The sequence below is a fragment of the Halorubrum alkaliphilum genome (genome assembly GCF_017873815.1).
GTDB classification, from domain to species: Archaea; Halobacteriota; Halobacteria; order Halobacteriales; family Haloferacaceae; genus Halorubrum; species Halorubrum alkaliphilum.
Window position 1 is genome coordinate 1 of the sequence record NZ_JAGGKQ010000008.1, and the last position, 13,117, is coordinate 13,117.

A 13,117-nucleotide genomic window follows, 5' to 3' on the forward strand; every position below is an offset into this window, starting at 1 on the left:
CTCCCCTGCGACAACTGACGGCGAGTCCCACATCAAAGCCCCACCCTCCACGAGCGAACCCGTCAGGGTGAGCGAAGTAGGGTGGGGTCGGTTACACCTGCTATCGCTCACCACTGTGTCCACGCGATCACAGCGGGATGGCGTTCACCACCTGCCGGGCACCCCGGCGGTGTCGTCGGCTCCTACCCGATGTACCGTAGGTCGTCGTCGGGGACCGCGGGTCCGTCCTGCATCTCGCGGATCTTACCGACGACCTCCTCCATCTCCTCGGCACGGTCCTCGAGGGAGGCGTAGTCGACCTCGAAGTCGAGCATGGTCTCAAGAACTTCCAGCACGGCCTGTGCGCTCTTCGGATCGACGAGGTAGCCGCTTGTCTCACCCATCAGACACGCCGCCCCGATACCGCGTCGACCGCCAAGCCCCAACACGAGCCCCGAGACGCCGACGATCCCGCCGGCCGGCTCGTCGGGACGGAACTCGACGTCGGCCTCCCGGAGCTCATCGGCCAGCGATGCCTCCGAGACGGCCCCGAGCACCGTGTACTCCTCGACGAGTTCGCCGGTCGGCACGCCGCCGAGCGCGAACGCCCGCTCCGCGCCGAACGACTCGGCGACGTCGAGAAACGTGGAGGTGAGTCGGTAGTGACCCTCGTTCGACCCGGCTTGGTGGTCCCCGGTCAACACGAGCAGGTCGGAGCCCCCGGTGTCGACCGCGTGGAACTCCGCACACGTCAACGACGCGACGCCGTCCTCGCCCTCGACGCTCACCTGTGGCGGGAACTCCGTCGCGTACACCCGTCGCACGAGCTCGCCGTCGAACTCCTCGAGGAGGTGTTCGGCCGCGAGCTTCCCTACGTGGCCGACGCCCGGAAGCCCCTCGATCAGTACCGGGTCGTCGAGCTCCGGCGTCGCCACCTCGTCGATCTCGATGTCGTCCATACCGGATCTAGAGAGGTGGCAGTCACAAGAGGGTGGCTATTCGGTCGTCGCGACGCGGACGCCCGACCTTCCCGATCAGCGAGAACCGTCCGTTTCCGGCAACATCCACTCGTCCGCCCGTCCTATTCGTCCTGCTCGTCCGGCCCGGCCGGCCGTGCCCGCCGACGGTATTCTCCGTAGCGATCGGTCGGGTCGAACGGGGCCGGGGCGCTGTTCGCCGCGGGACCGTCACAGACCGGACACCTGTCGCCGAGCGTGTACACCGGTCGGTCATGGGTCGTCTCCCAGTTCGCACAGACCCGAATATCCGAGTGCATGAGTGATGACGTGAAAGGGCGCGTGGTGGCTGAAAACGAACCGAACGGGCTACTCGTCGTCCTCGCGTCGCTCGCGGTGGAAGCCGCCGGTCCCGCCGTTGGACTCGATCGACTCGCGAGCGCGTCCCGCGGCCGCCTCGAGCTGGTGTTCGGCTGTCTTGTAGTCCGGCGCGCGGACCTTGATCCGGTACTCCGGTGAGCCGACGTAGCCGACATCGAGTTCGACGCCGTCGGGGATCTCGCCGTTTCCTTCCGCCGCTTCGAGGGCGGCTTTGACGTCGTCGACGCCGTCGGATGCCGGCGATTCGAGGTCGACGTAGCCGGTGACGTCGACGTAGGGGACCGAGACGTTGTCCCGGGCGGCGGCGACGATCGCGTCGGCCGCCTCCTCGTCGATGTCGACGTCTTCAAGCGCCTCGTCGCCGCTGATCGCGGCTGCCTCGAAGGCGTCGTACAGCGATTCGTACTCGACTAAGAGCGCGTTGGCGACGCCGGTGTACCGGTCGTCGTCGACATCCTCGCCGAGGGCGATCAGCATCCAGTTGTCGGCCTTGCGCTCGTTCTTCCAGTCCTGTATCGTCTCCTTGCGCTGGTGTTCGTTGACGTCCTTGATCGACAGGTCGATCTGGTTCGAGGACTCGTCGACCTCGAGCACCTTCGCGACGACGGTCTGTCCCTCGCGGACGTGGTCGCGGACGTTCTTGATCCAGCCGGAGGCGACCTCGCTGATGTGACAGAGGCCGCGTTTGTCCTCGTACTGGTCGAGATCGACGAACACGCCGAAGTCGGCGATCTCGTCGACGTCGCCGACCACCAGTTCGCCGGGTTCGGGCCAGCCGCTGTACTTCATGACGGAGCGGCGAGGCGGTTACCGCGCCTCAACGGTTTCGACTATCTCGCCGTGTAGCTCCGCCTCCCCGCCGGTTGGCGTCGCGAGCGTCGTGCCACAGACCGCACACGACACCGTCGAGGAGGCCTTGCCGAAGACGACCTGTTCGTTCTCACAGTCGCCGCAGGCCAGAAGGTGGAAGCTTCCCGCCATGCTTACTCCTGGAACGTGAGCCGGCCCGCGCGCCAGCCCTCGCGCATGTGGGCCTTCCCGCAGTCGCTACAGCGGTAGTTCAGGTGGGTCTTCTTCGTCGGCTTGTCGCCACCGGGCACCTTCGAGTACCCGCCGGCGTTGCCGATCGTCGCGAGCGCGCGGCGCTGCTGTCGCGCGTCGCGTTTCATTCCGGTCGCTCGACCCGATCGGACCTTCTCGACCTCGTGCTCCTGATGGGAGTCACAGTGAGGGCAGTACGTATTGAAACGACGTGGCATTTCCATGGATATCGACCTTGTGACGCGGTTCGTCGCCGACGCTTAAAACGGGTTTGGTCTGTGACGGCCCGTCCCCGACGCGTGTCTATCTCGGCTCTCGCGGGGTGTCGTCGGATACCCCGCGAGAGCGTACTCTTCCTCACAGCGTGTAGTCGTGATCGCCGGTCTCGGACTCCAGAAACGCCGTCAGCAGGTCGATCGTCGCCGCAACGTCGTCACCGTCGGCGGTCTCCGTTACCGTGTGGAGATACCGGGTCGGGATCGAGATCGCGCCGACGGGTTTCGCGCCGTGGGTGTTCTGGAAGCCGGCGGTATCGGTGCCGCCCGCGGGCAACACCTCGTGTTGGTGGTCGATCCCCTCGGCTTCCGCGACGTCGGTCAGCCGGCCGTGGACCTTCGGACTGGTGATCACCGAGGAGTCCTTGAGCTTGATCGCGGTCCCCGCGCCGAGTTCCGTCACCGCGTCGGCCTCTCCCGCTATCTGTGGCACGTCGTTGGCGACCGTGACGTCGAGCGCGACCGCCAGATCCGGGTCGATGTCGACGCCGAGCGCTCTCGCCCCGCGGAGACCGACCTCCTCCTGAACCGTCGCCGCGAAGTGGATCGTCACGTCCGGATCCGCTATCCGCGCCGCGGCCGCAAGCATCGCGAACACACAGACTCGATCGTCGAGCGCCTTTCCGGTCACCCGGTTCCCCATTCGTGTCGTCGTCTGGTCGAGGGTGACCAGATCGCCGACGCTCACCAGATCCGCGACCGTCTCGGCGTCGCGGCCGAGGTCGATGAACACGTCTTTCACCTCGTCGTCCGTCTCCCGTTGTTCCTCCGTGAGCGTGTGCGGCGGGACCGACCCGATGACGCCGGTGAGGTCCTCGTCGCCGTGGACGGTGACGCGTTGTGCCCGGAGCACGCGCGCGTCGAAGCCGCCGAGCGGGTCGACCTGGACGAACCCCTCGTCGGTGACGTGTCGAACCATGAACCCGATCTCGTCCATGTGGGCGGCGACCGCGACCGAGTAGTCCGAGTCGCCCTCGATCGTTCCGACGACGTTCCCCATCGCGTCGGTCTCCACGCGGTCGACGCGGTCCGCGAACTCCCGGCGGACGACCTCGCGCACGTCATCCTCGTAGCCGGGGACGCCCCGCGCTTCGGTCAGCTCACACAACAGATCGTAGTCGAAATCGAACACCATGTCGATCGCTGGCGACGCCAAGGTCAAAGTACCGCAGGTTCCGGCACGGGTCGCCTCCTATCCGACGGGGGCTACCCGTCTCGGAACGTCTCGCCTCCTTTCTAAAACGACAAACCAGTTTATCGTTGTTCCGCAACGCTTTTGCGGCCGCTCCGGGGACACCAGTGTATGACGGACGTCAAAGCGGAACTCCGCGAACAGTTCATGGACGCGTTCGGCGGTGCCGACTACCCGGTCGAGAACCAGATGGATCTCGTGCCGGCGCTCCCGAACGGGCCGGGTACCAAGTTCGAGGCGGGCGACGTGAGTCTCACCGCCATGGAGATGGCCGCCAAACTCGGCAGCGAACAGGAGTTCCCCTACGACGACGTCGAGTCCCTCGTCGACGATATCCTGGAGGGACTCGAAGCGAAAGGCATGATCTGAACGCTCGGCTCGAACCGTCCCCGTTTCGGGACGAGATCACTCCCGTTTCGACGTGAGGTTGATACGGACGGAACCGTAACGAGGAGCGTGACCGCTGAGGGAGCCATCGTCGTTCCGCCGTGGGTCCTCTTAGGTGCGGCCCTCGGGATCCTCGCGTCCGTCGGCGTCGCGCTCGTGTTTTATTTCGGCAACCGCCTCGCGCCGACGCCAGAGCCCAAGATCGGGACGTCGGAGACGACAGGATCGGCGGGAGACGACCGGCGACACGCGGAGATCCGGTCGTACCTGACGGCGATCGGCGAGCGGTTCCACGAGGACCACCCCGTCGGCGGCGTCACCGTCCCCTTCTATCTCCCCGAGCGCGAGGTAGCCGTCACGTTCGACGCGCACGACTACTTCCGGCTCGACGGCGAGGGGGTCTACACCGTCCTCTGTGAACACGAGATGCCCGGGCGGGGGCTCGGACGCCGGCTTCCGTTCGACGTGACGGAACCCGACTGGGGCCCCGATCCGGACCGGCCGCGGCGCGATGACCCTGTCGACGACGCCTTCGCGGAACTCGGACTGCCCGCGGACGCCGACAGCGACGAGGTGAAGCGGGCGTACCGTGAGCGCGTCAAGGAGACGCATCCGGACCGCGGCGGCGACGAGGGCGCGTTCATGCGCGTCCAAGAGGCGTACGCGACCGCGAGCGACCACGCTGAGGGCGGATCGCGCTCCGGGTCCCGGAACGGCGGGAATCCGACCGACCGCGCGAGACGGGGATCGAGAACCGGTCGCGCACCCCGGTCGGACTCCCGTCGATGAACGACGTCGCCTTCGCCGACCGAGCCGCCTACTTCGAAGTGCCGGACGTGCTCGTGCTTGCGGACCTCCACGTCGGACGCGACGAGTCGTCCGCGGTCGCCCTCCCGATCGGCGAGCGAGAGGACCTCCACGAACGGCTCGCGTCGCTCCTCGAACGGTTCGAACCCGAGACGGTCGTGGTTGCCGGCGACGTCGTCCACACGTTCGATGGAGTCAGCGCTCGGAGTCTGAAGACCCTCGATCGCCTCACGGAGACCTGTCGTGACGCGGACGCGACTCTCGAACTCGTCGCCGGCAACCACGATAGCGCGCTTTCGGCGGCGTGGGACGGGATCGTCCACGACGAGTACGTGGTCGGCGAGGACACGAGGACACCACGGGCCGTGATCTGCCACGGTCACGAGCCCCCTCGACGGAGCGGCGATCGGTACGTCTTCGGCCACGTCCACCCGACGATCGAGATCGAGGGCGACCGACGACCCTGTTTCCTGTACGGGAACGAAACCTATCGCGCCGGCGACGTGCTCTGTCTCCCCGCGTTCACCCGCCTCGCGCCGGGTGTCGACGTGGGAAACGTGGCGACGGACGAGTTCGAGACGCCGCTCGTCGCCGACGCGAACCGGTTGGAGCCGATCGTTATCGAGCCGGGCAGCGGCGAGCCGCTTCGATTCCCGCCGCTGGGGGAGTTCAGGTCACTATTGTGAGCCAATTGCGGAGTGTTAACAACTAACGTTTATGATCGTTCCTGATCACGTCTGTCATATGGAAGCAGCCAGACTCCACGAGTACACGGAGGACATGACGAGCGGACTCTCGATCGACGAGGTCGCCGAGCCCGAAGTGGCGGGGCCCGACGACGTGATCGTCGCCGTCGAGGGCGCGGGGTGGTGTCAGACGGACAACCACATCATCGAGGGGATGTGGGAGCAGTACGTGCCACAGCCGCTACCGATGACGCTCGGCCATGAGAACGCCGGCACCGTCGTCGAAACCGGCTCCGAGGTCGAACTCGTCTCCGAGGGCGACCCGGTGATCTGTCACCCCGTCCAGACCTGTGGGACGTGTCGCCCCTGCCGGCTCGGCGAGACGATGTACTGCGAGAACGACGCGTTCAACGGACTGACAACTGACGGCGGGTTCGCCGAGTACCTCCACACGAGCGAGCGGTCAGTGATCCCCCTGCCGAGTGGCGTCGAACCGATCGACATCGCGCCTCACGCGGACGCCGGGATTACGGCGTATCACGCCGCCAAAAAGGCCGTTTCGGAGCTGAACCCCGGCGACCACGCCGTCGTCATCGGCGTCGGCGGACTCGGCCACATCGGCCTCCAGTGTCTGAACGCCATGAGCGCCGCGCGGATCACGGCCGTCGACGTGAAACCGTCCGCGCTGGAGTTGGCCCAGCGCTATGGCGCCGATCACGTCGTCAACCCGACCGATGCCGACGTTCCGGCGGAGTTGGAGGGTATCACCGACGGTACCGGCGCCGCACAGGTGTTAGACTTCGTCGGCGAGGACGTGACGACGGCGTACGCGCCCGACATCACCGCTGCGGGTGGCGATCACCACATCATCGGGTATGGCGGTCACATCCACGAGCCGGCACAGGCGCTCGTCAACGGAGAGTTCTCGTTCGTCGGCAATATCGTCGGTCGCTATGCCGAGCTCCAGGAACTCGTCGCGCTGGTCGAGCAGGGCGACGTCGACCTCCACACGAGCCGGTACGATCTCGACGAAGTGAACGATGTCGCGGAGATGCTCGAACACGGCGAGATCGACGGGCGAGCGGTCATCGTCCCCTGACGACGACTCCGCACGGCCTCCGCGCGACCTCCGCGAGGTTTTTGCCCACGCGCCGCCCGGAACCGTACATGCGAATCGAGAACAGCTTCATCCCGGTCGAGGGGGTCGGCGAGCGAACCGAACGCCGTCTCTGGGAGCGGGGTGTTCGGACGTGGGACGACTTCGACCGCGACGTCGACGTCGCCGGCGTCGGCTCGACGACAGCCGGCCGGATCGAGTCGTTCATCGCGGACGCGCGGGCTCACCTCGACGACGGGGACGCCCCGTACTTCGATCGGCGGTTTCCGAGCGGCGAGCGCTGGCGGCTCTACGAGAACTTCCGTGACACGACCTGCTTTTTCGACATCGAGACGACCGGCCTCGACGAACGCCGCGACCGAGTGACGACCGTCAGCTTTCATCAGGACGGCGAGACGACCACGCTCGTCGCCGGCGACGACCTCACGGCTCGCCGCCTCGAAGCACAGTTCCGGGACGCCGACTTGCTCGCGACGTTCAACGGTGCGCGGTTCGATGTCCCGTTTTTGGAGACCTCCTTCGGGATCGACGTCGACACGCCCCACCTCGATCTGATGTACCCGTGTAAGCGGATCGGGCTCTCAGGCGGGCTGAAACCCATCGAGAAGGAGATTGGGATCGGTCGCGACCGCCCCGACCTGTCCGGACGCGACGCGGTCCGGCTGTGGCGTGAGTACGAGCGCGGAGACGACGACGACGCGCTCGACACGCTGGTGTCGTACAACCGCGAGGACACGGAGAACCTGCGAACGCTCGCCGATGTCGTCTCGGAGTCGCTCCACGAGGACGTGTTCCAACCGATCGTCGGCGGTGCGGCGGACCGGAACTGATCAGACAAAGCTGACGGAACTCACGGGGAGCGCATAACCGATCACGGCGGGTCGGCAGTGTCTTCGATGGCTTCGTTCATCGTCTCGTCGTTGGCCGATCTTTCAGGAAGATCCGTTGCGCTACTCGTGCCGTCAGTACCGTTCGTGTCGCCATCCGGTCCATCGTCCACGCCGTGTTCACCGTCCGTGGTCTCCGTGTCGTCACCGTCACCGAGGTTCTCGCTGCTGGCGTCCTCGGCGTCGTCGTCATCGCGGTCCTCGGCGGCGTCGACGCCGGCTTCGGACGCCGACCGCTCCGCATCGTCTGACCGCTCCGCATCGTCTGACCGCTCCGCATCGTCTGACCGCTCCGCATCGTCCGACTCATCTTCCTCGATCCGCTCATTGTCCGATCCGGGCTCGCCCGTCGACTGGATCAGCTTCATTTCGCCACGGGCCCGGAGACTGCCGTCGATCTCCGCACCCTCGTAGATCACGAGGTCGCCGCCGGACACGTCCCCGAGGACGCGTGCGCCCGCCTCCACGGTGACCGTTCCATTCCGGGTCGTGACGTCACCGTGGATCGTGGTGTCGGCCCCGACGGACACGCCCTCGCGGGCCCGAAGCGAGCCGAACACCTCGTTGCGCTCGCCGACCGTGATCGACTCCGCACGCAGGTTCCCGTGGATCCGACAGTCGTCGCCAACGGTCGCGGGCGTCGACACCCGCCAGGCGTCGTCGGAGACCTCCGCGCCGCGCGGGATCAGGAGGGGATCGCGCACGTCGTCGCCGTCGGCAAGGGCTTCGGCAAGCTCGTCGGCGGCGTCGGTTTCGCCCGCCCTGAGCAGCTGTGAGAGCACGATGAAGTAGAAGACAAGGGTGGGGACCGGGTTCCGGATGACGATCCAGCCGTTCGCCTCGAACCCCTCCTCGATGTTCACGTCGTCGCCGATGTCGAGGTCGCCGGAGACCATCAGTCGACCCGTGACGGTGACGCGTTCGCCGAGGTAGGCGTCCTCGCCGACGAGCACGTTGCCGTCGACGGTACACCACGTGTCAAGCCGACAGTCGCCGTCGGCCTCGATGTCGTCGTCCACCTCGACGCGCTCGCCGATCGCGACGTTGCGGCCGCGGAGCCCGAACTCGACCGTCGACTGACCGCCGACGAGCACGTCGCCGTCGACGACGACGTCGTGCTCCTCGACGGTGGTTCCCGAAGGAACCGCGAGTTCGTCTATCGGACTGCCGCCGCGTACTGGCACACCCGGTAGCAGTCACCCGGGAAATATAAACGACAGGGGGAGTCAGACGCACGTCGGACGCACAGACACCCCCGTCGCTCACCCGGTGTGTGGAGCCGTGTCGCAGCACGCGGCGGTCACCGCCTTTTTCACTGACCTCCCGAAAGCCGTAGTATGGGATTCGGATCGTACGACGAAAGCGAGCAGGGGGGACAGGAGGTTGACACCGACGACGAGGACGCCGTGAACGTCCACGAGCACGAACACGACGGCGACGTCTCCGTCGAGGGCGGCGACGACACCGACGAACTCGTCGGCCGCCTCGCCGCGATGAAGGACGACGACGACGAGTAACTCGATATCGGACCGACCGACGACGGAGACGCTCGTGTCACGCCGCTTTTATCAGTCGGTCGGCTACGATGCCGTATGAGCACCGAGCTGACGTTCAACGAGGACGGTGTCGACGTCGTGTATCAGGGCACCGAGTTCGAACTGGAGAAGGATCTGATCGAGGAGGCCACGGGGAAGGGATACCGGGACGTGACCGATCACGAGGTCCTCCAGATCATCGCCGAGGAGCCCGAACTCAACGGCGAACCGGTCCGCATCGGCGACGTGTTGTAGTCGGTCGTCTCCGGCCGACCCGTGGCTCCGTGTTAGTCCTCGGTGAGACGGACGTTTATAAGTATCTGACGGGAGGGTGGACAAGTTGAAAGCTCCAGTCGTCCGTTTATAAATCAGAGACTGCGGATCGGCGGTGAACTGCTTCAAAGCCCCAGCCGTGCGGGCGGCGTACGCTCGCTGTCGTCCGAAAATCGAAGATTTTCGGGATGTCGTCAGAACTCTTTGAGTTCTGACTGCTAGCCAAAAATCTCCGATTTCTGGCAATGACGAGAGAGCTTCGCTCTCTCGAACCACGCTCCTCGTCGCTCACTCCGTTCGCTCCTGCGGTGCTTGCGTCGTCATCAGAACGCTGCGCGTTCTGATTGGCTCACGAGAGCGGAGCTCTCGTGAACGCCTACGCCGCCCGCAACGGCAGCGAGGCGCTCCGCGCCTCGGGCAGCCGGACGTAGTCCGGCGACTGCCCCTTTGAGTCCCACCCACACAGCAATCGCACCTCAGGCCTCCCCAGCCTCGTCACCGGCGGCTTTGCCGCCGGTTGCAAGCGAGAGCTTTGCTCTCGCCCTGTCGGCGACCCCCGCCGGACCGCTCGGCGGGGGTCGCCGACTCCCTCGCGCCGTCGTCGCCGGCGCGTAGCGCCGGCTGCCAGAGGGACCCTCGGTCCCTCGCGGTTCGCGCACTTAAAAGGGCGCGAACCGGGGCGCGCCACCGCATCGATTACTTATAAAATATCGTCGCTACCGCTCAAATACCTTTTAAATACGATCTCGTTGCTATCGATCTGCGATCTACTCCCGAAATCACTCGAAACGTGGTCTCCGACGGTCGGCCGTAGGACGACGGTCCGATCCTGAAAAGGGACTCCACCCGTTCAACCCGCCCGTCCCGAAAGCGCAACGCCGATACCGTGCCGATGAGAAACGTGGTCCATGTACGAGGCGGTCCACGCACACCCGGACGGCGAGACCACCGTCGCGCGTCACGCGGCAACCGCGGCACGATACGGGTACGACGGGGTAGTCGTCCGCACGGGGACGAGCGCGGATCCCGCCACCTACTCCGACATCGCCGAGGAGTACGGGATCGACGTGGTCGACGCGGTCGAGATCGATGCCGGCGATCGGACGGCCGCGTCCGGCGCGGTCGGCTCTCGCCGCCCCGATCACACGCTCGTCTGTGTCGTCGGGGGCGACGACGGGCTGAACCGGTACGCGGTCGAGGAACCCCGCATCGACGTGCTCGTCCGGCCGAACGGCGACTCCGGCGGGTTCAACCACGTTCTCGCGAAGGCCGCCCGCGACAACGGCGTCCACGTGGAGTTCGACTTCGGGCCGGTGTTGCGCGCGACCGGCGGCAAGCGGGTGCGGGCGCTTTCGGACCTACGGAAGCTCCGCGAGATCGTGACCTACTACGACGCCCCCCACGTCGTCAGTGCGAACGCAACCTCCCATCTCGAACTCCGACCACCTCGCGAGCTGGTCGCCGTCGCCGAGCGCGCCGGCTTCGACCCCGAATGGGTTCGCGACGGGCTCCGTGCGTGGCGGGAGATCGCGGAGCGGAACCGGGAGCGACGCTCCGGGGCCTTCATAGAGCCGGGGGTCCGACGTGGGAGACATGAAGAAACCGGTCGATGAACACGCCGAGCGGTTCTCGGAGAAGGCGGCGGAGTACGACGACTCCAAGAGCGACGAATATCACGCCTGTGCCGACCTCGTCGTCTCCTATGCCGATCCGGGGCCCGAGGACACCGTCGCGGACTTCGGTGCCGGCACCGGGGCAATAGCCCTCGCGCTCGCGCCGGACGCGAGACGAGTGCTCGCCCGCGACATCAGCGAGGGGATGATGGAGCAGGGCCGACGCAAGGCGTCCGAAGCACGGATCACGAACGTCGAGTTCGCGTACGGCGAGTTCCGCGAGCCGAACCTCGGCGACGTCGACATCGACATCGTCACCTCGAACTTCGCGCTCCACCACCTCGCGGACGACGAGAAGCGCGAGGCGATCCGCGTGATGGCGGAGACGGGGGCCCGCCGGATCGTCCTCGGCGACGTAACCTTCTTCGGCGAGCCGAACCCCGAGGAGCCGTTCTACAGCCCCGAGGTCGACGACCCGGCGACGGTCGGCACGCTCGTCGAGGCGTTCACCGACGTCGGCTTCGCGGTGACGGTCGCGGAGCGCGTCCACGACCAGGTCGGCGTTCTCGTCGCCGAACGGATCGGCTCGGGCGACGAGGTTCCGGGGGCGGAATGATGGCGGCGCGCGCGCCAACGACCGGTGTAGGGGTGTTCGGTCCGTGAAACACCTCCCGAAACACCTCCGACCGCGATGGCGATACGTCGCCGTCGGGTTGGAGGCGTGGCCCGACGCCGACGTCGACCGTCGGGGGTTCCAGCGCGCGCTGTGGTACGGTGCGGGCAACCTCCTCGGCGACACGGGGAGCGCGGACGCCGGGTTGAAGTTGCTCTCCTTCTCCTTCTCGGACGGGGAAGGCGAAGCCGTCGTTCGGGTCCGGCACGGACACCTCGACGACGCGCGTGCAGCCATCGCGTGCGTGAGCGAGGTCGACGACGATCCCGTCGGGATCCGGATACGCGGGGTTTCGGGGACGGTGCGTGCCTGTGAAGAAAGATATATGGGTCGCGCGGCCGGCAGTTCGACACAGCGAGACGTCGCGTTCGAGGATGCCGATCAGACCGCCGTCGTGCGTGGAGACGTGTACGACGTTCGGGTCGGGTCGGGGTACGTCGGCGCGGCGGCGTTCGACATCGAGTGATATCATGCAGGGCCAATCCCAACAACAGGCGTACGACCGAGGAATCACCATCTTCTCTCCCGACGGCAGGCTCTACCAGGTCGAGTACGCCCGGGAGGCAGTGAAACGGGGGACCGCGAGCGTCGGCATCCGCGCGGAGGACGGCGTCGTCCTCGCCGCGGACAAGCGAGCTCGCTCCCCGCTGATGGAGCCGGCGAGCATCGAGAAGCTCCACAAGGCCGACGACCACGTCGGCGTCGCGAGCGCGGGCCACGTCGCGGACGCCCGCCAGCTCATCGACTTCGCGCGCCAGCAGGCGCAGGTGAACCGCCTCCGCTACGGCGAGGCGATCGGCATCGAGAACCTGACGAAGACGATCACCGACCACATCCAGCAGTACACCCAGATCGGCGGGGCGCGCCCCTTCGGCGTCGCGCTCATCGTCGGCGGGATCGAGGACGGCGAGCCACGCCTGTTCGAGACGGATCCCTCCGGCACGCCCTACGAGTGGCAGGCGCTCTCGATCGGCTCCGACCGGAGCGACCTCCGCGACTACCTCGAAGACAAGTACGAGGCTGGACTCTCCACCGATGAGGCGGTCGGCCTCGCGCTCGATACCCTCGCCGAGTCGAATGACGGCGAGCTGACGCCCGAGGGAGTCGGCGTCGCCACGATCACGGTGGACGACGAACGGTACACCGAGCGGACGGACGAGCAGCTCGAAACCGTCCTCGCGGAGCGCGACCTGCTTCCGACCGAGGACGACGAGAACGGCGACGACGAGACCGAGGAGTAACGCGACCCGTCCCCCGTCACGCTCCTGCTCGTTCCACACGGCGGCGACGACCGCGCACACCGTATCCTCTTCTC

Annotated in this window: 18 protein-coding genes; 11 read left to right on the forward strand and 7 right to left on the reverse strand. The window is 66.6% G+C overall.

The window, feature by feature from the left end; translation table 11 throughout:
• Positions 1-182 precede the first annotated feature (182 nt).
• The 6 genes from J2751_RS07060 to J2751_RS07085 form a co-directional block, all read right to left on the reverse strand.
• On the reverse strand, positions 183-938 hold the full coding sequence (locus J2751_RS07060) for a proteasome assembly chaperone family protein (RefSeq protein WP_209484557.1): 756 nt from the start codon (positions 936-938) through the stop codon (positions 183-185).
• Positions 939-1,060: 122 nt separating this feature from the next.
• Positions 1,061-1,255: an RNA-protein complex protein Nop10 gene (locus J2751_RS07065; RefSeq protein WP_209484558.1), complete on the reverse strand. Its 195-nt coding sequence runs from the start codon at positions 1,253-1,255 to the stop codon at positions 1,061-1,063.
• Between the two features lie 49 nt (positions 1,256-1,304).
• Positions 1,305-2,105, reverse strand: a complete 801-nt coding sequence (locus J2751_RS07070) for a translation initiation factor IF-2 subunit alpha (RefSeq protein WP_209484560.1) — start codon at positions 2,103-2,105, stop codon at positions 1,305-1,307.
• An 18-nt stretch (positions 2,106-2,123) separates the two neighbouring features.
• A complete protein-coding gene (locus tag J2751_RS07075) occupies positions 2,124-2,297 on the reverse strand; it encodes a 30S ribosomal protein S27e (protein WP_209484562.1) in 174 nt (57 codons plus the stop codon).
• Positions 2,298-2,299: 2 nt separating this feature from the next.
• Positions 2,300-2,581 (reverse strand): 50S ribosomal protein L44e, encoded by a 282-nt coding sequence (locus J2751_RS07080; RefSeq protein ID WP_209484564.1) that lies wholly within the window; start codon positions 2,579-2,581, stop codon positions 2,300-2,302.
• Between the two features lie 133 nt (positions 2,582-2,714).
• Positions 2,715-3,767, reverse strand: coding sequence for a M42 family metallopeptidase (locus tag J2751_RS07085; protein WP_209484566.1), 1,053 nt, complete (start codon positions 3,765-3,767; stop codon positions 2,715-2,717).
• A gap of 168 nt (positions 3,768-3,935) precedes the next feature.
• On the opposite strand from J2751_RS07085, the gene J2751_RS07090 reads away from it, so the two are divergent.
• From J2751_RS07090 to J2751_RS07110, 5 genes are all read left to right on the forward strand, one after another.
• Positions 3,936-4,193 (forward strand): MTH865 family protein, encoded by a 258-nt coding sequence (locus tag J2751_RS07090; protein ID WP_209484568.1) that lies wholly within the window; start codon positions 3,936-3,938, stop codon positions 4,191-4,193.
• An 87-nt stretch (positions 4,194-4,280) separates the two neighbouring features.
• Positions 4,281-5,000, forward strand: coding sequence for a J domain-containing protein (locus J2751_RS07095; RefSeq protein ID WP_209484570.1), 720 nt, complete (start codon positions 4,281-4,283; stop codon positions 4,998-5,000).
• The gene (locus tag J2751_RS07100) at positions 4,997-5,704 is read left to right on the forward strand and encodes a metallophosphoesterase (protein WP_209484572.1); all 708 of its coding nucleotides are present in this window, start codon (positions 4,997-4,999) and stop codon (positions 5,702-5,704) included. Before J2751_RS07095 ends, J2751_RS07100 begins: the two co-directional genes overlap by 4 nt.
• 58 nt (positions 5,705-5,762) lie before the next feature.
• A complete protein-coding gene (locus J2751_RS07105; RefSeq protein ID WP_209484574.1) occupies positions 5,763-6,803 on the forward strand; it encodes an NAD(P)-dependent alcohol dehydrogenase in 1,041 nt (346 codons plus the stop codon).
• A gap of 68 nt (positions 6,804-6,871) precedes the next feature.
• A complete protein-coding gene (locus J2751_RS07110; RefSeq protein WP_209484577.1) occupies positions 6,872-7,651 on the forward strand; it encodes a ribonuclease H-like domain-containing protein in 780 nt (259 codons plus the stop codon).
• A gap of 41 nt (positions 7,652-7,692) precedes the next feature.
• Here J2751_RS07110 and J2751_RS07115 read toward each other — a convergent pair whose 3' ends face one another.
• Positions 7,693-8,892, reverse strand: coding sequence for a polymer-forming cytoskeletal protein (locus J2751_RS07115; protein WP_209484579.1), 1,200 nt, complete (start codon positions 8,890-8,892; stop codon positions 7,693-7,695).
• Positions 8,893-9,045: 153 nt separating this feature from the next.
• On the opposite strand from J2751_RS07115, the gene J2751_RS07120 reads away from it, so the two are divergent.
• The 6 genes from J2751_RS07120 (at position 9,046) to psmA (ending at position 13,043) form a co-directional block, all read left to right on the forward strand.
• On the forward strand, positions 9,046-9,225 hold the full coding sequence (locus tag J2751_RS07120) for a DUF5786 family protein (protein ID WP_209484581.1): 180 nt from the start codon (positions 9,046-9,048) through the stop codon (positions 9,223-9,225).
• 75 nt (positions 9,226-9,300) lie between these two features.
• Complete coding sequence (locus J2751_RS07125; RefSeq protein WP_209484583.1) at positions 9,301-9,498, forward strand: DUF5800 family protein; 198 nt, start codon at positions 9,301-9,303, stop codon at positions 9,496-9,498.
• 926 nt (positions 9,499-10,424) lie between these two features.
• On the forward strand, positions 10,425-11,129 hold the full coding sequence (locus tag J2751_RS07130) for an RNase P subunit p30 family protein (protein ID WP_209484585.1): 705 nt from the start codon (positions 10,425-10,427) through the stop codon (positions 11,127-11,129).
• Positions 11,110-11,745, forward strand: a complete 636-nt coding sequence (locus J2751_RS07135; RefSeq protein ID WP_209484587.1) for a class I SAM-dependent methyltransferase — start codon at positions 11,110-11,112, stop codon at positions 11,743-11,745. The genes J2751_RS07130 and J2751_RS07135 overlap by 20 nt, the downstream gene beginning before the upstream one ends.
• A 43-nt stretch (positions 11,746-11,788) precedes the next feature.
• Positions 11,789-12,268 (forward strand): Rpp14/Pop5 family protein, encoded by a 480-nt coding sequence (locus J2751_RS07140; RefSeq protein WP_209484589.1) that lies wholly within the window; start codon positions 11,789-11,791, stop codon positions 12,266-12,268.
• Between the two features lie 4 nt (positions 12,269-12,272).
• Positions 12,273-13,043, forward strand: coding sequence for an archaeal proteasome endopeptidase complex subunit alpha (psmA, locus tag J2751_RS07145; protein ID WP_209484590.1), 771 nt, complete (start codon positions 12,273-12,275; stop codon positions 13,041-13,043).
• The last annotated feature ends 74 nt before the right edge of the window (positions 13,044-13,117 follow it).

Excerpts from the sequence above, each read along its gene's own strand:
- J2751_RS07070 (WP_209484560.1), bottom strand. The coding sequence starts at position 2,105 with ATGAAGTACAGCGGCTGGCCCGAACCCGGCGAACTGGTGGTCGGCGAC.
- J2751_RS07090 (WP_209484568.1), top strand. The coding sequence starts at position 3,936 with ATGACGGACGTCAAAGCGGAACTCCGCGAACAGTTCATGGACGCGTTC.
- J2751_RS07130 (WP_209484585.1), top strand. The coding sequence starts at position 10,425 with ATGTACGAGGCGGTCCACGCACACCCGGACGGCGAGACCACCGTCGCG.
- J2751_RS07065 (WP_209484558.1), bottom strand. The coding sequence starts at position 1,255 with ATGCACTCGGATATTCGGGTCTGTGCGAACTGGGAGACGACCCATGAC.
- psmA (WP_209484590.1), top strand. The coding sequence starts at position 12,273 with ATGCAGGGCCAATCCCAACAACAGGCGTACGACCGAGGAATCACCATC.
- J2751_RS07105 (WP_209484574.1), top strand. The coding sequence starts at position 5,763 with ATGGAAGCAGCCAGACTCCACGAGTACACGGAGGACATGACGAGCGGA.
- J2751_RS07085 (WP_209484566.1), bottom strand. The coding sequence starts at position 3,767 with ATGGTGTTCGATTTCGACTACGATCTGTTGTGTGAGCTGACCGAAGCG.
- J2751_RS07120 (WP_209484581.1), top strand. The coding sequence starts at position 9,046 with ATGGGATTCGGATCGTACGACGAAAGCGAGCAGGGGGGACAGGAGGTT.
- J2751_RS07125 (WP_209484583.1), top strand. The coding sequence starts at position 9,301 with ATGAGCACCGAGCTGACGTTCAACGAGGACGGTGTCGACGTCGTGTAT.
- J2751_RS07080 (WP_209484564.1), bottom strand. The coding sequence starts at position 2,581 with ATGGAAATGCCACGTCGTTTCAATACGTACTGCCCTCACTGTGACTCC.
- J2751_RS07060 (WP_209484557.1), bottom strand. The coding sequence starts at position 938 with ATGGACGACATCGAGATCGACGAGGTGGCGACGCCGGAGCTCGACGAC.
- J2751_RS07075 (WP_209484562.1), bottom strand. The coding sequence starts at position 2,297 with ATGGCGGGAAGCTTCCACCTTCTGGCCTGCGGCGACTGTGAGAACGAA.
- J2751_RS07110 (WP_209484577.1), top strand. The coding sequence starts at position 6,872 with ATGCGAATCGAGAACAGCTTCATCCCGGTCGAGGGGGTCGGCGAGCGA.
- J2751_RS07100 (WP_209484572.1), top strand. The coding sequence starts at position 4,997 with ATGAACGACGTCGCCTTCGCCGACCGAGCCGCCTACTTCGAAGTGCCG.
- J2751_RS07135 (WP_209484587.1), top strand. The coding sequence starts at position 11,110 with ATGAAGAAACCGGTCGATGAACACGCCGAGCGGTTCTCGGAGAAGGCG.